Source organism: Blastococcus sp. KM273128, assembly GCF_021698975.1.
In the GTDB taxonomy this organism is placed as follows: domain Bacteria; phylum Actinomycetota; class Actinomycetes; order Mycobacteriales; family Geodermatophilaceae; genus Blastococcus.
Genome location: NZ_SSXA01000029.1, coordinates 22,220 through 40,050 on the forward strand (window position 1 = coordinate 22,220; position 17,831 = coordinate 40,050).

The following is a 17,831-nucleotide window of genomic DNA, read 5'->3' on the forward strand; positions in this document are numbered from 1 at the left end:
CTCCAGGGGTGGGCGGGTCAGCGGGCGGTCGAGTCGCGCCCCACCGAGCGCATGCCCCGCCAGGTGTAGAGCGCGGCGACCGCGGCGGTGAGGGCGAGCAGCCAGAGACCGGGGCGGTAGTTGCCCTGCCAGCCGTAGATCAGCCCCATCACCAGCGGCGGCGCGAACCCGCCGAGGCCACCGGCGGCACCGACGATGCCCGTCACCGACCCCACCGTCCCGGCCGGCGCCGCGATGGCGACGAGGGCGAAGACGGCGCCCGACGATGCGCCGAGGGCGGCGGCCATGGCCAGGAAGGCGATCGTCCCGGCGGGGGCCAGCGGTGGCTCCAGGGCCGACACCGCCGCGAAGGCCGCGACGACGGAGAAGCACGCCGTGAGCACCGCCACGGGGTGGAAGCGGTCGGAGAGCCAGCCGCCGACGGGCCGCATGACCACAGCGAGCACCACGAACCCGGCCGTGCGGAGGGCGGCGTCACCGGGGTCCAGGGAGAACGCCGTCTTCAGGTACGTGGGCAGGTACACGCTGAAGGCGACGAACCCGCCGAAGCCGACGGCGTAGAGGAACGACATCTGCAGGGTCACCGGCAGCCGGAAGGTGTCCCAGGCCCGCCGGACCGCGCTCCCGGGCAGCGGCGTGCGCCCCGGCGCGTCGCGCAGCACGACGGCGGAGAGGACGGCGTAGCCGGCGAGGAGCACCGCGACCAGGGTGAACGGGAAAGCGAACCCGACGCCCTCCGTCAGCTGGACGGTCGTGAACGCGGAGACGGCGGTCCCGCCCATCCCGGCCCCGAAGACACCCAGGGCCATCCCCCGCTTGGCCGGGGGGAACCACGCGTTCACCAGCGGGATCCCGATGGCGAAGGTGGTGCCGCCCAGGCCGAGGACGAAGCCGCCGAGCAGCATCAGGGCGTAGGAGTCGTTCCCGACATAGCCGATGAACAGCACCGGCAGGATGGTCAGCGCGCTGACCAGGGGGAACATGACCCGCGCGCCGAACCGGTCGGTCAGCGCACCGACCGGGATGCGGCCCAGCGAGCCGACGACCACCGGGACGGCGACCAGCAGCGAGGTCTGCAGCGCGCCGAGGCCCAGCTCACCGGTGAAGAAGGCGCCGAGCGGGCTGACCAGCGCCCAGGCCCAGAAGTTGACGACGAAGCCGGCGGTCGCCACCGCGAGCATGATCCACGCCTGGCGCGGGACGGCGGTCGCCGGCGGGGACGAGGGCGGGGTGGCCGGGCGAGCAGCCGGGCGGCGTACGGAGGCCGAGGTCATGGCCGGTGGTCTTTCTCGATCGTGCTGTCGCGTCGCGCGACGCGGCAGCGGCGGGATCTTCCTGTACCTGTCTACGGCGGGCGGCCGCCCGGAACCCGGTGCCGGACGTCACCGGCCGCCCGCCGAAGGTCCCGGGACGAGGAAGGCGGCCGGGGACCAAAGGCACCTGTGACCGGTCAGCCCCGGAGGACCACGCCCAGGAGCAACGCGACCAGCGCCGCCACCCCCGACAGCGCACCGCTGAGTGCGAGGGCGCGCCGGTCGGTCGCCCGGGCGTGCGCCCACGCGGCGGCCCCGGAGACCAGTACCGCGACCAACTTCACGACCAGCGTCGTCCGGTACGCGCCGCCCGCCGGCCCCACCGCCGCGATGTTCCAGATCCCCGTGGCCACGAGCACGGCGAACGCCGGCCAGGCGAGCGCCGCGAACCGCTGCCCCGCGGCCGGGGCCGCCTCGGGCGCCACCCGGCGCAGCACCGGGACCAGGCCGGCGAGCACGGCTGCCCGCCCACCCAGATCGCGGCGGCGGTCAGGTGGAGGAACAGGCGCAGATCGCCGGTGTCGACGTCGAGCACCGGCTCACCCCGCCACGAGCAGCCCGCTCGCCCCGCGGGCGGCATCGGCCAGCCGGTGCGACACGAACGGGTACCGGCCCGGCTCGGCGAGCACGAACTCCACGAAGCCGCCCTGCGCGGGCGCCAGGTCCAGCACCTGGGCTCCGCCGGCGTTCCCGTCGCCGGGCCGGAGCCGGTAGGCCCCCTCGTGGTAGACGGTGTCGAACTGCGCGCCGACGACGTGGAAGGCGGTGCCGGCGTTGGGCCCGGCGGCCACCACCCAGGCGCGCAGACGCTCGCCGGCCCGCACCTCGACGGGGGCGTGCTCGTACTGGCCGGCGTAGCCGTTGAACGCCACGACGCCGTAGTCGGCCGCGGCCATGGCGGCCAGCCCGGGCAGGTCGTCGTCGCCGGCCAGGTAGACGTCCGACTGCACGAGGAGCAGCTCCCGGTCGACCGGGGACAGGTCGGGTGGGTCGATCACGACCGCGCCGTACATCCCCATGCCCACGTGCTGCAGGACCGGCACGGTGCCGCAGTGGTACAGCCAGGCGCCGGCGCGGTCGGCGCGGAAGCTGTACACCAGCTCCCCGCCCGGCTCGATGGAACGCATCGCCACATCGGGGGCGACCTGGCTGGCGTGGAAGTCGACCGAGTGCGGCAGGGAGCCGCCGTTGGTCAGCCGGACGTGGAAGACGTCACCGACCCGCCCGCGCAGCGCCGGCCCGGGCACGGCCCCCCCGAAGGTCCACATCCGCTGGCGCACCCCCGGCGCGACCTCGACGTCGGCCTCGACCACGGGCAGGTCCACCTCGTGCACCGTGCCTCCCGGGGCCGGCTGCAGGGTGGGGTCGTGCGGACGCCACTCCGGGCCCGGACCGGCGGCGGGTGCGCCACCGTGGCCGGCGGCGCCGTGGTGGGCCCCGGCGGCACCGCTGGCGGCCACGCCACCAGCGGCCGCCGGCCGGATGGTCAGCTCCATCCCGGCCTGCCGGTGGCCCGGCACGGTGCACCACGCCTGCAGCGGGCCCGCCACCGCACCGACGTCGAGGACCGCGGACTGCCCGGGCGCGAGCATCGCCGTCCCGCGCCCGTCGGCCAGACGGAGGTCGTGACGCATCGCGCCCACGTTGCGGACGTCGAGCACGAGGTGCTCCCCCGCCGGCACGTCGATGACCGCGGGGCGGATCCCGGTGTCGCCGAGCTCGACCACGACTGCACCCGGCGTCGGCCCGCCGGCGGTGCGGTCCGCGGCCGGTGAGCCGCCCGTGAGGACCCACCCGAGGACGGCGACCACGGTGAGCACCACCGCCGCCGGCAGCAGGTCCCGGCGCGGGCTCGTCGCCGGACCCGGCAGGGCCTCCGCCGCCGGGGGCCGGCGGGCCGCGAGCAGCCCCGAGAGCAGCAGCGGCACGAAGGCGGCCAGCCCGGTCACCGCCAGGGCCCAGCCGAGGGTGCGGGCGGCCTCGGGGAGCGGAAGGGCGAGCAGGGCCACCCCGGCGTTGGTGAGCAGCGCCCGGGCGGGGCCCAGGGCCTGCAGCCGGGCCGCGAGCCGGCGGTGCCCGGCCGGCCCGCCGCCGGCGGTGGCCGGGACGAGGAACGTCAGCGCGGCGACGAGCACCTGGGCGACGAACCCCAGGCCCAGCACCGGCACGAGGTCGGCCAGGACGGCCGTCGACGCCCCTGGCCCGGCCAGGGTGGCGACGACGTCGAGCACGAGCGCGACGAGCAGCCACCCCGTCGCGGCGGCCAGCCCGACGGCCGGCGCCGTGCGCGGCGGGGCCTTCCGGGCGACGCGGACCACCGGGACGAGCGACCAGGCGACCGCCGCGGTGTAGGCCGTCAACCCGGCCGCGGCGAAGGCGGGCCGCTCGAGGAGCAGGCCCGCGGTGAGCACGCCCAGGCCCGGGCCGGCCAGCAGCAGCACCCGGCGGGCCACGGCGGGGGCGTCCTCGGCCATGCGCGTGCCCAGCACCGCGGGCCAGAGCATGAACCCGGTGCCCAGGACGGTCAGGCCGACCCAACCGAGCAGGTTGAGGTGGACGTGCGCGAGGTGCAGCGCCGTGCGCGTCGGCCACGCACCGGCCCAGCCGGTGCCCATCAGCGCACCCAGGGCACCGCCGGCCACCAGGGCCACCCCGGCGGCGACGTAGTAGTGCACCACCCCGCGCAGCCGTCCCCCGCCGAGGGACCTCCGGCGCATGCCGAGCAGCGCGGCCACGTGCCCGGTGACGGCGGCGACCACGAGGGTGCCGCCGGCGCCGGTGAACACGGGCAGGGGCCAGCTGACGCCGAGCAGCACCAGGACGACGCCGCCGTTCAGCACGGCCAGCCGGGTGACGTGCGCCCGCTCCCCCGCGGGGCGGACGTGCAGCAGCGCGGCCGCGAAGTGCCGGGTGAAGACGAACACCGCGTTGGTGGCCGCGCCGAGCAGCAGCAGGTGCAGGGCGATCCACCCGTGCCCCGCGGCCACCTGGGCGACCGGGACGGTGAGGGCGGCGGCAAGCAGGTGACCGCCGATGACACCGCCGGTGATCCGGGAGCGGATGGCCCGGGGGCGGCTCGGGGGCGCGCCGACGTAGGGCAGCTCGGCGCGCTCCCCGGGCGGGCGGCCGCCCCTGTGCGGCAGCGTCGTCGTCATTCCGCGGGCACGGCACCCAACAGCGCCGGATCTGGGAGCGCCGGGACGGCGGCCGTGACGCGGCGCCCGCGGAGCAGGGTCAGCGCGACGATGACGTAGCACGGGCGCTCGCCGGTCACCCACGGGCGGATCCCGAGGGCGTCCAGGGCGCGGACCTCGGCGGGGTCGTCGACCACCCGGGACGGGCCGATGGCCGTGACGTTCCAGCCGGTGCGGCCGCGGGCGTCGAACTCGTCGACCTCGAAGGCGACGACGGCACCCCGGCTGGCCGCCACCGCCTTACTCCCCACGTGGGTGGGGATGACGATCCGGTCGCCGTGCACCCGGAAGTGCACGGGCTGGATGGTCGGCAGCGCCCCCTCGGTGAGCGCCAGCCGGCCGATCACGACCGTGCCCAGCAGCAGGCGGCACTCGTGCTCGTCGAGCACCTCCAGGGTCCGGTCCGGTCCGGGATCGAGCAAGGGAACTCCTCGGTGCGGTGGGCACGGCCGCGGGCGGGCCGGCCGGGGACGGTGCTTCCGCCCCGCTGCCACTCTCCCGGCGCAGGCGCCGCCCGCAGCGGGGTCCTTGGTCCCGAACCGGACGGCCGCTGGACCCGGAGGCCGGGGACCGCGGGGGCCGGCCGGGCCGGTGGAGCGCGCGCAAGAGCCAGCTCCTGGTCAGCGAGTACGAGGGGCAGGGCGGCGGCTACCGGCACGAGGGCGAGCGGACCGGGGCTCAGCGGCACCTCGAGGAGTGGACCGGGCAGGACTGGCACACCGCCGACGGGGATGCGGACGCCCGGACCGGCGACGGGACGACCCGGCGCTACCTGCCGGATGCGGCCTGGCAGCTGCTCACCCCGGCCGAGCGGCGGGCGACCGACCGGGAGAAGCAGCAGGGTCGGGAGCAGCACGTGGCGAACACCGACGCGGCCCGGGAGGCCCGCGCGGCCGCCGAGCTCATCGGGATGAAGGCGCCCGAGGCGCGCCGCCGGGTGGCCGAGCTGCACGGGGAGTCGCAGCTGGACCGGGCCGAGCGGGCCGAGCGCGAGCTCGGCACGGGGCGCAAGACGGTGCTCGAGCGGATCGAGCGGCAGCGCTCGGCCGACGGCTGACCGGATCGGGGTGGCGTGGTGTTCCTGCTGTTCGGATTCGGCACGAAGCGCAGACACCTGGGCCCCGGGGCGACCCGCACCTGCCCGAACTGCCACAACACCACCCGGTGGTCGCGGACCCGGCAGTACCGGCGGTTCTCGCTGTTCTTCGTGCCGGTGGCCCGCTGGAAGCGGCGCGAACTGGATGTGTGCGGCATCTGCGGCACCGCCGTCGAGGTGTGACCGAGGCTCAGCCGCCGACCGGCTGCGCCCCAGAGCGCGCCCCCTGGGGCGGGTCGACCCGTTCCAGGTGACGTGGAGCCGGGCCACGGCCCGGCTGCACGTCCGGCCGCACGGGTCGAGCCGCGCGGGGTGCGGTCGGCGGGGCGACGCCGGGGGCACCAGGCGAAACAACGCGGCCGGTCGCGGCGTTGTCCTGTCGTTCCGCAGACAGAGGGAGGCACATTGACCACCGAGACCGCGATCCTCGCCGGCGGTTGCTTCTGGGGCGCGCAGGAGCTGCTGCGCAAGCGCCCCGGGGTGATCTCGACCCGGGTCGGCTACTCCGGGGGCGACACCCCGAACGCCACCTACCGGAACCACGGGGACCACGCGGAGGCGGTCGAGATCGTCTTCGACCCCGACGTCATCTCGCTCCGCGACCTGCTCGAGTTCTTCTTCCAGATCCACGACCCGTCGACGAAGGACCGGCAGGGCAACGACATCGGTCGCAGCTACCGCTCGGCGATCTTCTACACCAGCGACGAGCAGCAGCGCGTGGCCCTGGACACGATCGCCGACGTCGATGCCTCGGGCATCTGGCCGGGGAAGGTCGTCACCGAGGTCGAGCCGGCGGGTGCGTTCTGGGAGGCCGAGGAGGAGCACCAGGACTACCTGCAGAAGATCCCCTACGGCTACACCTGCCACTACGTGCGGCCCGACTGGGTGCTCCCCCGCCGCGAGGCGCAGACCGCCTGAGCAGCCGCCGGCGCCGCGCAGGCGGCGCGCTGGAAGGGGCGGGTGGCACCGACGGTGTCGCCCGCCCCTTGCAGTCGCGGGCCTGGGTCAGCCCCGCAGGAAGGCCAGCAGATCGGCGTTGATCGTCCCGGCCTGCGTGGTCGGCATGCCGTGGGGGAAGCCGGCGTAGGTCCTCAACGTCCCGTTGGGCAGCAGCTCGGCCGACAGCGGCGCGGAGTCGGCGTAGGGCACGACCTGGTCGTCGTCGCCGTGCATCACGAGCACGGGCACGGTGATCTTCTTCAGGTCGTCGGTGAAGTCCGTCTGGGAGAACGCGACGACGCCGTCGTGGTGCGCCTTGGCGCCACCCATCATCCCCTGCCGCCACCAGTTCTGGATCACCGCCTCGATCGGTACCACGCCGGGCCGGTTGAACCCGTAGAACGCCGTGGCGGCCAGGTCGCGGTAGAACGCCGACCGGTTGGTGGCCACCTGCTCCTGGATGCCGTCGAAGACGCTCTTGGGCAGCCCGCCCGGGTTGGCGTGGGGCTGCACCATGATCGGCGGCACCGCGCTGATCAGGACCGCCTTCGCGACCCGGTCCTGGCCGTGCCGGGCGAGGTAGTGCGCGACCTCACCGTCGCCGGTGGAGTGCCCGACGTGGACGGCGTCGCGGAGGTCGACGTGCGCGGTCAACGCCGCCAGGTCGTCGGCGTAGTCGTCCATGTCGTGCCCGTCGCTCACCTGGGCGCCCGAGGAGCACCCGTACCACCTGCAGGTGCCTCCCTCCGGCGCTTGGACACCTACACCCGTTCCGTCGCCTCGTGGCAGCGCCGGAGCGGTGCCCATCTCGAGACGGTGGACGGCGACACCCGTGGCCAGGTCCTGGCGTCGGCGCCACGCGTGCTGTGCGGATCACCCGCTTCGGCGGGCCAGAGGTCCTCGACGTCGTCGACACCCCGAGCCCTGCGGCGAGTCGGTGTCGTCACGCGTGCGCGCAGCTTGTCCATGTCCTCGCGTGCGTCCACCCGGTGGGCAGCCGGCCAGGCGAACGGCGCTCAGCCGAGCGTTCTCGGGCGCACACGCCGGGCAGACCTCACGGGGCGGGCCCCGACCAGCTGCGGGGCCGGGCATGCTGACCTCGTGCACCACATCGGGATCGACCTCGCCTGGGGGATCAAGCAACCGACCGGCCTCGCCGTGCTCGACGACGCCGGCCGGCTGGTGCACGTCAGCGCGGTGCGCACCGACGAGCAGATCGAGACCGCGCTTGCCCCGTTCACCGCCGGCCCGTGCATCGTGGCGATCGACGCCCCGCTGGTGGTCACCAACGCCACCGGGAACCGGGCCGCCGAGCGGGCGCTCAACGCCGACTTCGCGAGGTTCCAGGCCGGGGCGCACCCGACGAACACCGGCAAACCCGAGTTCACCGATGGTGACACCCGCGGCGGGCGGATCGGCCGGCGCCTGAAGCTGGACCTCGACCCCCGCTCGGGCCGCGAGCGCCGGGCGATCGAGGTCTACCCCCACGCGGCGACGGTGGCGCTGTTCCGGCTGGGCCGCACGCTGAAGTACAAGAACAAGCCGGGCCGGACGCTTGAGCAGATGCGCGCAGAGCTGCTGCTGCTCATCGACCTGCTGGGCTCGGTGGTCGAGCTCGACCTCGGCGCAGCGTTCGCCGCGCTGCGCCAGCAGGTGCAGGCCGCCAACCGCAAGAGCGAGCTGCGGGCGGCGGAGGACCAGGTCGACGCCGTGGTGTGCGCCTACGTGGGATGGATCGCCGTCCGGCGCCCGGACGAGGTGACCACCTACGGCGACGCGGCCGGCGGCGCCATCGTGACCCCGACCCTGCCGCCGGACCTGCAGCCCGGCCCCCGGGTCACCGCGCCCCCGCCCGACCCGGTGCAGCAGGCCATCCAGGCGTACGCCGACGGCCGGCCCGAGACCCTGGTCGCCGGGGCGCAGGCGCTCGCGCTCGTCACCGGGGTGCTCGACGACGCCGGGATCAACTACCTGTCGGTGACCGGGCGGACCAAGACCATCGCCTCGTTCGCGGAGAAGGCGGCCCGCACGGTCGACGGCGTGCCTGCCTACCCGGACCCGGCGCGGGACATCACCGACCAGATCGGCGTGCGGGTGATCACCTACGTGCAGAGCGACGTGGAGGCGGTCGCCGACCTGCTGGCCGCGCAGGTGCGGGTGATCGACGACCGCGACATGGGTCGGCGGACCGCGCAGCAGGGCCGGTTCGGTTACTCCAGCCGGCACCTGCTCATCGGTGTGGACCCGGGCCGGGCGGCCGAGCTGCCGGAGCTGGCCGGGCGCGTGGTGCAGGTGCAGGTGCGCACGGTGCTGCAGCACGCCTGGGCCGAGTTCGAGCACGACATCCGCTACAAGGGCACGGTGCCGGACGAGCACGCCTCCGAGTTCGACCGCCGGTTCACCCTGGCCGCCGGGCTGCTGGAGCTGGCCGACCAGCAGTTCACCGCGATCCGCGAGCGCCTCCGGGCACCGGTTCGCGCCGACGAGGCCGACGACACCGACCCCGACGACCCTCGGATCGCACCCCGGGAGCTGGCTGCGTTCCTGGCCGGGCAGTACGCCGACGCCGGCTGGTCGCGGCCGGACCACTACACCTGGATCTCCGGCCTGCTCCTGGAGCTGGGCGTGACCAGCCTGGTGGAGCTGGGCGAGGTGCTGCGCGGCGCCGACGACAGCGGCATCCTCGCCCGGATGGACTACCGCTATCCCCCGGGTGCCGTGCGCCGGCTGGACGACACGCTGCTGGCCGCCTTCGGGCAGCGGTACGTGGACCTGCACGGCAACGCCGACCGGCGGACCGCGCTGACCACCCGGCTGCAGCGGCTCACCGGCAGCTGATCACCGCCGCCGCTGCCGAGCACGCCGACGGGACCGGCCTGGAAGACGTCGGGGCGTGAGCAGGCCATAGCCTCACCCCCATGCGTGCAGTCCAGATCACCGAGTTCGGTGGCCCCGAGGTCCTGACCGTCGTCGACACCCCTGAGCCGGAGGCCGGCCCGGGGCAGAAGGTCTACGACGTCTCCGCCGCCGGCATCAACTACGCCGACACCCACCAGATCGAGAACAGCTACCTCGCCGAGCAGAAGCTGCCGCTGATCCCCGGTGCGGAGTTCGTCGGCACGCCGGTCGGCGGCGGGCAGCGGGTGGTCGGGCTGCTCGACGGCGGCGGCTACGCCCAGAAGGTCGTGGCCCACGACTTCCTCACCTGGGCGGTGCCCGACGGCGTGACCGACGAGCAGGCCCTCGCCGTCGTCCTGCAGGGTTCGACCGCGTGGCACCTCCTGCGCACCAGCGCGCACCTGGCCGAGGGCGAGACCGTCGTCGTCATCGCCGGCGCCGGCGGGGTCGGCTCGCTGGCCGTGCAGCTCGCCCGGAGGTGGGGCGCCGGCCGGGTCATCGCCACCGCCTCCTCGCCGGAGAAGCGCACGCTCGCCGAGGAGCTCGGCGCGCACGCCACCGTCGACCCGGCGCTGGCCGACGACGACCCGAAGGCCTTCACCGGCGCGCTGCGCGAGGCCAACGGCGGCAAGCCGGTCGACATCGTGCTGGAGATGACCGGCGGCAACGTCTTCTCCGGCTCGCTGTCGGCGCTCGCCCCGTTCGGCCGGCTGGTCACCTACGGCATGGCCGCACGCCAGCAGACCCACTCCGTCCCGCCCGGCATGCTCATGCAGAAGAGCCGCGCGGTCATCGGCTTCTGGCTGGCGCACTGCATGGCCCGCCCGCAGATGATGGACGCCGCCATGACCGACCTGCTCGCGATGGTCGACGCCGGTGAGCTGAAGCCCGTGGTCGGCGGCCGCTACCCGCTGTCGGCCGTCGCCGACGCCCACCAGGACCTGCTCGCCCGCCGCACCACCGGCAAGCTCGTCCTCGACCCCAGCCGCTGAGCGGCGCGGTCACCCTCCCGGCCTCCACCGGGAGGGTGACCGCCTGTCACCCGCACGACTGGCGCCGTCCGTCCGTACGGGTGAACTCCTCCCCGACGCACGTTTTCGCTCCCTACCGTCCGTAGTGGTCGCAGCCGGGGGGACGAGCGTCCGATCTCCACCCTCCGTGCGTCCATCCGAGGAGGACACGGGGGGATCCATGGCACGACGCACGCTGCGCTCCGGCGCCGCCGCGGCCGGGTTGGCCGTCGCACTGATGACCGGGACGGCGGGCTGCACCTTCCCCGACGTCACGATGAGCCCGGGGCTCGCCCAGGAGCAGGACGTCGCGGAGGACACGGCCGAGCCTGCTGGCGCGACCGAAGTGGCTGCCACCGCCGCCACGGAGCCCGAGCGCCCCGCCGGCGACCTGGACACCGGTTCGCTCACCCACACCATCGCCGCCGGCGACCAGACCGTGGTCGTCGACTACTGGACCGAGCAGGACGCCAAGACCTGGACGACGTCCGCCCCCAAGACCCTCCAGCTTGCCGCGCACGTCGAGGGCGCCCGGTCCGATGTGCAGATCCTGGTCACCCGGTTCGTCGCGACGGCCGACGACGGGAGGCAGCGCACGGTCGCCGCCGAGGACCGCGGCGAGTTCGCGCTCATGCCGCCGTTCACCTACGCGACGGCGCTCACGCTGCCCGACGTCTCCCCGACGGCGACGGCGGTGACCCTCTACGTCCAGTTCGACCTGCTGGTCGAGACGATGCCCGACTCCGGGCGCTACTACCGCCAGACGGTGCTCGACCAGCTCGAGCTCCCGCTGATCCAGGAGGAGTCCCCGTGACCGAGGTCGTCCTGCACGGCATGCGTCGCGCCACCGATCGCGTCCACCTGCTGGCCCGCAGCGGCCAGGAGGTCACCGACGTCAGCTCGCTCGTCCCCGACGAGTTCGGCGGCGGCCAGGCGCACCACGAGCGCCGGCACGCCACGATCAGCTGCATCATCCCGGCGTACAACGAGGAGTCGACCATCGCCGACGTCCTCACCTCGCTGCTCTCGCAGACCCGGCCGCCGGACGCCGTCCACGTCATCATCAACAACACCGACGACGACACCCCCGAGATCGCCCGCCAGTTCGCGGGTGAGCACATGCGCGTGGTGAAGGGCGAGGCGTTCCACACCGTCGTCCACGTGCACGACATCGGCGAGAACCCCGACAAGAAGGTCGGCGCGCTCAACTACGGCTACTACGTCAGCCGCGGCTACGACTACATCCTCGGGGTCGACGGCGACACCACGCTGGACCGCCGCTGCGTCGAGTGGCTGGAGAAGGAGATGGTCACCGACCCGCGCATCGGCGGGCTGTCGGCCATCTACACCTTCGACAAGTCGAAGGTGAAGGGCGCGATGGCGCGTTTCCTGGTGGCCGGGCAGCGCGCCCAGTTCGCCGGCTTCAACATGGACAACCTCGTCCGCGGCCGGAACATGGCCGTCCTGGGCGGGCAGTGCAGCCTCTTCAGCGTCCGCGCGCTGGAGATGGTGATGTACCGCAACCACCAGGCCGCCCCCTGGGTGCGCGACTCCGAGGTGGAGGACTCCAAGCTCTCCCTGCAGATCAAGGACGCCGGCTTCAGCACGAAGATCAGCGCCCGTGCCCGCGCGTTCGTGGGCCCGATGACCACCCTGCGCGCCCTGCACGGGCAGCAGGTCAAGTGGAACTTCGGCGGCATCGACCTGCTGTGGCCGGGTCAGCGCGGTGACACCAAGGGCCAGCCGATGCACCCCAACCTGCGGCTGCGCTGGTACGAGAACGTCTCGATGCTGTTCAACATCGGCACCCGCATGTCGTTCTTGCTCCTGCTGGCCGCTGCCCTGTCGATCGACGCCTTCGTCTTCAACCCGGTCTGGCTGATCCCGCCGATCGTGGCGACCCTGCTCAACCTGCGGATCGCCGCGTCCATGCACGACAAGAGCGCGACGGACATCTTCTACGCGCTGCTGTTCGCACCGGCCGAGCTCTACATGTGGATCCGCATGGGCCACTTCGTGAGCGCCTGGGTGCAGTTCTTCGCCCGGGTGGAGAAGGACAACTGGGCCGCCCAGGCCGCGGCGGAGCGCGGGCGCGGATCGGCCTACGTGATGCCGGCCCTGTGCGCGGCGGCCACCTTCGCCGTGCTGATCTTCGCGTGGAGCCAGCAGAGCGTCGGTGTGCAGTCGGCGATCCTGTCCGTCGGCTGGCCGGTGCTGTACCTGGTCACGGTCCTGCAGACGCTGTTCATGCTCAAGAAGCTGGTCCGCCGCCAGCGCGGGTTCACCGTCTGAGACCAGCCGCTGAGCCCGCCGGGCCGGCGTCACGCGCCGGCCCGACCGCGCCGTGCCGCAGCTTCCCCCGCCGTGTGCGGCGCGGGAGGCTGCTGCACGACGAGGGTCACACGAGGCGGTTGGTCCAGAACAGGCTCAGCACCGCGCCGACCAGCACCACCAGGACGCCGGCCCGCACGAACCAGGGGCTGATGTCCTGCGGCTCGGTGGTGTAGCCGATCTGGCTGCCCAGGTCGGAGTACACCTCCTCCAGCTCCGCGGCGCTGGCGGCCTCGCTGTAGCTGCCGCCGGTCTGGTCGGCGATCGCCTCCAGCGCCGCGCGGTCCACCGGCACCGGCACCCGCTCGCCGTCGATGTCGAGGGTGCCGTAGTCGGTGCCGAACGCGATCGTGGAGACCGGCACCCCGGCAGCACGCGCGGCCTCGATGGCCTGCGTGTCGTCGCGGCCGACGGTGTTGGTGCCGTCGGAGAGCAGCACGATCCGCGCCGGCGGCAGCTCCTCCCCCGTGCTCTCCAGCGACGCCTGGAAGTTCTCGATCGCCGAGAGCGACGTGAACACCGCCTCGCCGATCGCCGTCGCCTCCGCCAGCTCGAGGTTCTCGATGGCGATGGCGACCTGCCCGCGGTCGGTGGTCGGCGGCACCACCGTCGTGGCGGTGCCCGCGAACGTCACCAGGCCGAGGTTGATCCGCTCGGGCAGCACGTCGACGAACTCCGTCGCCGCCCGCTGCATCGCCTGGAAGCGGGTCGGCTCGACGTCCTGGGCCTCCATGGACAGCGAGACGTCGACGGCCATGACCACGGTGGCCCGCTCCCGCGGCACCCGCACCTCGGTGCTCGGCACGGCCAGCGACACCACGAGCGTGGCCAGGCCGAGCGCCACCAGCCCGAAGGCCAGGTGCCGCTTCCACCCGGGCCGCTTGGGCACCAGCGAGCCCAGCAGCGCCACGTTGGTGAACCGGGCGGCGTACGCGGTGCGCCGCAGCTGCAGCACCACGTACACGGCCACCAGCAGGGCGACCACCAGCAGGGCCAGCAGCCACCACGGGGACTGGAACGTCATCGGGAAGCCCCTCCGCTGCCGGCCCGCCGGCGCTCGGCGACGAAGCGGACGACGTCCATGAGCCAGTCACGGTCGGTCCGCAGTTGCAGGTGCCCGGCCCCGGCCCGGCGCAGCGCCGCGGCCACCCGCGCCCGCTGCGCGGCAGCCCCCTCGGCGTACCGGGCGCGGAACTCGGCGTCGCCGGTGGGCACCTCGAGCGTCTGCCCGGTCTCGGGGTCGACGACGGTGAGCAGGCCGACGTCGGGCAGCTCCAGCTCCCGCGGGTCGACGACTTCCACCGCGAGCAGGTCGTGCCGGGCGCCCAGGGCACGCAGCGGGCGCTCCCAGTCGTCGTCACCGAGGAAGTCGGAGATCACCACGACCAGCCCCCGGCGCCGCGGTGGCCGGCGCAGCGACTCCAGCGCCGCGGCCAGGTCCCCCCGGCGGCCGGAGCCGGCGCGCGGCGTCGCCACCACCGAGCGGAGCAGCCGCTCGGCGGACAGCCGGCCGGGCAGCGCCGGGTAGCGGTCGACCCGCTCCCCCGTGGTGACGACGGCGCCGAGCCGGTTGCCGCCGTGCACGGTGAGGTGCCCGACCGCGGCCAGCCCCGCGATGGCGAGGTCGCGCTTCTGGCAGTTCGCGGTGCCGAAGTCCAGGCTCGCCGAGAGGTCGACCACCGCCCAGGTCTCCAGCTCGCGGTCGGCGATGGTCTCCCGGACGTGCGCCACCTGGGTGCGGGCGGTCACCGGCCAGTCCATGCGCCGGACGTCGTCGCCCGGGTGGTAGGTGCGCGAGTCACCGGCCTCGCTGCCCGACCCCGGGACCAGGCCGAGGTGGTCGCCCTGCAGCAGGCCGTCCAGCCGGCGCCGCACGGTGAGCTCCAGGCGGCGCAGCAGCACGTCGGCCGGCCCGTCGGTGAAGCGGGGCGGGGAGCCGTCCGCACCGCCCGGGCCGGTGCCCGAGCCGGGCGTCGCCGGGTGCAGCAGCAGCCCCTTGTGCTCGGGCGCGGCCGGTGGCGGCTCCGCCCGCCGACGGCGGCGGCCGATCACGTCCGCTGCGGCCCGGGTGCGGTGCCGTTCGGGCCGCCGTGCCGGCCGTTCCCCCCGTGGTCGGGCCGGCCAGGGCCCTGCGGGCCGGCGCCGTAGTGCGGGCCGCCGGGCCCCTGCGGGCCGTTCTGCCCCCACGGTCCGCCCTGCGGTACGCCCTGCGGCGGCCCGAAGAACGGCGCGCCCTGGCCGTGCGGCACCGACGGGCCGCCGGGGACACCGGGGCCGCCGCCGGACGCGCCCTGCCGGGGCGCCACCTGCGGCAGCGGAACGGTCTGCACGATGCGCTTGACGATGTGGTCGGCCGGCACGCCGTCGGCCAGCGCGTCGTAGGAGAGCACCAGCCGGTGGCGCAGCACGTCCGCGGTGATGTCGAGGACGTCCTGCGGCAGCACGTAGTCCCGCCCCCGCACCAGCGCGAGGGCGCGGCTGGCGGCGATCAGGCCGAGCGAGGCGCGGGGGCTCGCGCCGTAGGACACCCAGGTCGCGACGTCCTCCATGCCGTGCTCGCGCGGCGACCGGGTGGCCACGACGAGCCGGACGACGTAGTCGACCAGCGCGTGGTGCACGAACACCTGGGAGGCCGTGCCCTGCAGCCGTCGCAGCTCGTCGGGGCCGAGCACCGTCTCCGCCCGGGGCGGCTGCGAGCCCATCCGGTAGATGATCTCGCGCTCCTCCTCGGCGCTGGGGTAGTCGACCAGCACCTTCATGAGGAAGCGGTCGCGCTGGGCCTCGGGCAGCGGGTAGACGCCCTCGTTCTCGATGGGGTTCTGCGTGGCCAGCACGAGGAACGGGTCGGGCAGCGGGTGGGTCACCCCGCCGATGGAGACCTGCCGCTCGGCCATGACCTCCAGCAGCGCCGACTGCACCTTGGCCGGCGCGCGGTTGATCTCGTCGGTGAGGAGGAAGTTGGCGAAGACCGGGCCCAGCTCCGTGTCGAAGGCGTCCTGGCCGGCCTTGTAGATGCGGGTACCGATGATGTCGGCCGGCACCAGGTCGGGGGTGAACTGCAGCCGGGAAAAGCTGCCGCCGACGACGGTCGCCAGCGTCTCCACCGCGAGGGTCTTGGCGACGCCGGGCACACCTTCGAGCAGGACGTGGCCCCGGGCGAGCAGCGCCACGAGCATCCGCTCGACCAACCGGTCCTGGCCGACGATGACGCGCTTGATCTCGAAGAGCACCCGTTCCAGGCGGGCGGCGTCGACCGAGGGGGGCACGGGCGCCTGCGGGTGGGCGGGCGCGCTCTCGGTCGGTGTGCTGGCAGCGCTGGACACGTGGCTCCCTGGTCGTGCCGGGCCGCGACCACCCGGCTCGGGCAGGCCGTCGACGGGGCCGGTCGGACCGGCCCCGGCCCAGTGTCCTACACCGGAGGCGTGCCCCGCCGCGCCGTCGACGGCGACCCGCGGGCGCCCGCCGGGAACGTCCGGCGAGCGCGCGCGGATCCCCTGCCCACGGCAGGCCGGGACTGCTAGCGTGTGCGGTGCGTCGGGCAGCTCCCCCCGTGGCTGCCCGACGCCTCACGTCCCGGCTCAGCGAGCGCTGGGCCGCACCGCCCCGAAGTACGTGCTGCTCGATGTCCGCGCCCGCGCGACGGTCACGTGCTGGCCGCGGTCGGGCGCCTCGATCATCTGGCCGCCGCCGATGTAGATCGCCACGTGCGTGATGGACATGTAGTCGTTCCGGTTCCCGCCCCAGAAGAGCAGGTCGCCCGGCTGCAGGTCGGCGGTCGCCACCTGCTTGTTCCGGTTGAGCCACCACTGGTCCCGGCTGGTCCCGCCGATGGCGATCCCGGCCTGCGCGTAGGCGTACTGGGTGAGCCCGGAGCAGTCGAAACCGAACAGCTGGCTGTCCGGCGGGATGCCGTTGCTCGGGCCGTTGCTCCCGCCGCCGCCCCACGAGTACGGCACGCCGAGCTGCGACCGCGCCGCCGCGATAGCCGTCTCGGCCGCCGAGGCCGAGGGCGCACCGGCCGTGCCGCCGGTGGGGCGCACCGGGGCCGGGGCGCTCGGGGTGGGAACCGGCCGGGCCGGGGTGCGTGGCGGAGCCGGCGCGGCGGCCTGGCGTTCGGCAGCCTGGCGTGCCGCGGCCTGCTCGGCGGCCTGCTCGGCGGCCGACCGGGCGCCCTGGAGGCCGGCCAGGACCTGCTGGGCCTGCTGGAGCTCGGCCTGCAGGCCGCCCTCCTCGGCGTCCAGCGCGTCGGCCTGCCGGCGCGCCTCGACCTCCTGGGACTGGGCGTCGGCCAGCAGCCCGGCCGCCTCCTGCTGGACGGCGGCGGCCTGCTCGGTGGCCTGCCGGGCGACCTGCTCGGCCGCCGCGGCCTGCTCCTCCAGGACGGTGAGCCCGGCCACGACCTCGACGCGGTTGACCCCCGCGGCGTCCAGCAGCGCCGAGCGCTCGATCAGCTCGGCCGGCCCGGCGGCGCTGAGCAGCGCGGTGATGCCCGGGGAGGTCGAGCCCTGCATGTAGCTGGCGCGCGCGAAGGCGGCGACGTCGTCGCGTCCCCGCTGCAGGTCGGCGGCCGCCTGCACCGCGGCGGCGGCCGCGGCCTCGGCGGCGGCCCGGGCGGCCTCGTGGGCCGCCTGCTTGTCCTCGTAGTCCTGCAGCGCGACGAGTGCCGCCTGGTGCAGGGCCTCGATGCGCGTCCGGGCCTGCGCCAGCTCCGCGCCGATCTGCCCGACGCGCGCGGCGGCGTCGGCCCGGGCCTGCTCCGCGGCGCCGATCTCGGCGTCGCTGGGGTTGCGCGGCGCGGCACCGGCTGCCGACGGCGTCAGCCCGACCGCGGTCGCGGCGAGGAGCACCGCGACGACCGCCCGCAGCGCCGCCCGCCCGCGCCCCGCCGTGGTCCCGGTCCTGCGCCGCTCCGCGCCCGTCCGCGCTCCGCTGCCCACCGCTGCCTCTTCCCGACGTCCGACGGGCACCCGGACGGGGAACCCGTCGGGGGCATCGGACGGGGACGCGGGACCGTTGAGGGGGCCTCACCCCTCCGGGTGGGGTCCGGGTG

At 74.8% G+C, this 17,831-nt stretch carries 15 protein-coding genes and 1 pseudogene; 7 read left to right on the forward strand and 9 right to left on the reverse strand.

What is annotated here, in order from left to right; translation table 11 throughout:
• Window positions 1–17 precede the first annotated feature (17 nt).
• From E9529_RS10680 to E9529_RS10695, 4 genes are all read right to left on the reverse strand, one after another.
• Window positions 18–1,274, reverse strand: a complete 1,257-nt coding sequence (locus tag E9529_RS10680; RefSeq protein WP_236831135.1) for a nitrate/nitrite transporter — start codon at window positions 1,272–1,274, stop codon at window positions 18–20.
• Between the two features lie 176 nt (window positions 1,275–1,450).
• Window positions 1,451–1,771, reverse strand: a complete 321-nt coding sequence (locus E9529_RS10685; protein WP_236831136.1) for a hypothetical protein — start codon at window positions 1,769–1,771, stop codon at window positions 1,451–1,453.
• 81 nt (window positions 1,772–1,852) lie between these two features.
• Entirely contained in the window at window positions 1,853–4,468 is a 2,616-nt protein-coding gene (locus E9529_RS10690; protein WP_236831137.1) for a multicopper oxidase domain-containing protein, read from the reverse strand.
• Complete coding sequence (locus tag E9529_RS10695) at window positions 4,465–4,929, reverse strand: pyridoxamine 5'-phosphate oxidase family protein (protein WP_236831138.1); 465 nt, start codon at window positions 4,927–4,929, stop codon at window positions 4,465–4,467. The genes E9529_RS10690 and E9529_RS10695 overlap by 4 nt, the downstream gene beginning before the upstream one ends.
• Window positions 4,930–4,946: 17 nt before the next feature.
• On the opposite strand from E9529_RS10695, the gene E9529_RS10700 reads away from it, so the two are divergent.
• The 3 genes from E9529_RS10700 (at window position 4,947) to msrA (ending at window position 6,521) form a co-directional block, all read left to right on the forward strand.
• Window positions 4,947–5,564, forward strand: a complete 618-nt coding sequence (locus tag E9529_RS10700; protein WP_236831139.1) for a hypothetical protein — start codon at window positions 4,947–4,949, stop codon at window positions 5,562–5,564.
• 18 nt (window positions 5,565–5,582) lie between these two features.
• Window positions 5,583–5,786 (forward strand): zinc-ribbon domain-containing protein, encoded by a 204-nt coding sequence (locus E9529_RS10705; RefSeq protein WP_236831140.1) that lies wholly within the window; start codon window positions 5,583–5,585, stop codon window positions 5,784–5,786.
• 222 nt (window positions 5,787–6,008) lie between these two features.
• A complete protein-coding gene (msrA, locus tag E9529_RS10710; protein ID WP_236831141.1) occupies window positions 6,009–6,521 on the forward strand; it encodes a peptide-methionine (S)-S-oxide reductase MsrA in 513 nt (170 codons plus the stop codon).
• Window positions 6,522–6,608: 87 nt separating this feature from the next.
• Here msrA and E9529_RS10715 read toward each other — a convergent pair whose 3' ends face one another.
• Complete coding sequence (locus E9529_RS10715; RefSeq protein WP_255708789.1) at window positions 6,609–7,349, reverse strand: alpha/beta fold hydrolase; 741 nt, start codon at window positions 7,347–7,349, stop codon at window positions 6,609–6,611.
• Between the two features lie 294 nt (window positions 7,350–7,643).
• On the opposite strand from E9529_RS10715, the gene E9529_RS10720 reads away from it, so the two are divergent.
• The 4 genes from E9529_RS10720 (at window position 7,644) to E9529_RS10735 (ending at window position 12,742) form a co-directional block, all read left to right on the forward strand.
• The gene (locus E9529_RS10720) at window positions 7,644–9,380 is read left to right on the forward strand and encodes a DUF429 domain-containing protein (protein WP_236831143.1); all 1,737 of its coding nucleotides are present in this window, start codon (window positions 7,644–7,646) and stop codon (window positions 9,378–9,380) included.
• Window positions 9,381–9,460: 80 nt separating this feature from the next.
• Window positions 9,461–10,432 (forward strand): NADPH:quinone oxidoreductase family protein, encoded by a 972-nt coding sequence (locus E9529_RS10725; protein WP_236831144.1) that lies wholly within the window; start codon window positions 9,461–9,463, stop codon window positions 10,430–10,432.
• Between the two features lie 199 nt (window positions 10,433–10,631).
• On the forward strand, window positions 10,632–11,264 hold the full coding sequence (locus E9529_RS10730; RefSeq protein WP_236831145.1) for a hypothetical protein: 633 nt from the start codon (window positions 10,632–10,634) through the stop codon (window positions 11,262–11,264).
• Window positions 11,261–12,742: a glycosyltransferase gene (locus tag E9529_RS10735; RefSeq protein ID WP_236831146.1), complete on the forward strand. Its 1,482-nt coding sequence runs from the start codon at window positions 11,261–11,263 to the stop codon at window positions 12,740–12,742. The genes E9529_RS10730 and E9529_RS10735 overlap by 4 nt, the downstream gene beginning before the upstream one ends.
• A gap of 106 nt (window positions 12,743–12,848) precedes the next feature.
• On the opposite strand, the gene E9529_RS10740 is transcribed toward E9529_RS10735, so the two are convergent.
• From E9529_RS10740 to E9529_RS22430, 4 genes and pseudogenes are all read right to left on the reverse strand, one after another.
• Window positions 12,849–13,805, reverse strand: a complete 957-nt coding sequence (locus E9529_RS10740) for a VWA domain-containing protein (protein ID WP_236831147.1) — start codon at window positions 13,803–13,805, stop codon at window positions 12,849–12,851.
• On the reverse strand, window positions 13,802–14,833 hold the full coding sequence (locus tag E9529_RS10745; protein WP_236831148.1) for a DUF58 domain-containing protein: 1,032 nt from the start codon (window positions 14,831–14,833) through the stop codon (window positions 13,802–13,804). The genes E9529_RS10740 and E9529_RS10745 overlap by 4 nt, the downstream gene beginning before the upstream one ends.
• Before the next feature lie 266 nt (window positions 14,834–15,099).
• A pseudogene (locus tag E9529_RS10750) lies at window positions 15,100–16,149 on the reverse strand (AAA family ATPase); the annotation flags it as partial.
• A 210-nt stretch (window positions 16,150–16,359) separates the two neighbouring features.
• A complete protein-coding gene (locus E9529_RS22430) occupies window positions 16,360–17,718 on the reverse strand; it encodes a C40 family peptidase (RefSeq protein ID WP_308195276.1) in 1,359 nt (452 codons plus the stop codon).
• Window positions 17,719–17,831: the final 113 nt, after the last annotated feature.

Excerpts from the sequence above, each read along its gene's own strand:
- E9529_RS10680 (WP_236831135.1), bottom strand. The coding sequence starts at position 1,274 with ATGACCTCGGCCTCCGTACGCCGCCCGGCTGCTCGCCCGGCCACCCCG.
- E9529_RS10690 (WP_236831137.1), bottom strand. The coding sequence starts at position 4,468 with ATGACGACGACGCTGCCGCACAGGGGCGGCCGCCCGCCCGGGGAGCGC.
- E9529_RS10715 (WP_255708789.1), bottom strand. The coding sequence starts at position 7,349 with ATGGGCACCGCTCCGGCGCTGCCACGAGGCGACGGAACGGGTGTAGGT.
- E9529_RS10725 (WP_236831144.1), top strand. The coding sequence starts at position 9,461 with ATGCGTGCAGTCCAGATCACCGAGTTCGGTGGCCCCGAGGTCCTGACC.
- E9529_RS10730 (WP_236831145.1), top strand. The coding sequence starts at position 10,632 with ATGGCACGACGCACGCTGCGCTCCGGCGCCGCCGCGGCCGGGTTGGCC.
- E9529_RS10740 (WP_236831147.1), bottom strand. The coding sequence starts at position 13,805 with ATGACGTTCCAGTCCCCGTGGTGGCTGCTGGCCCTGCTGGTGGTCGCC.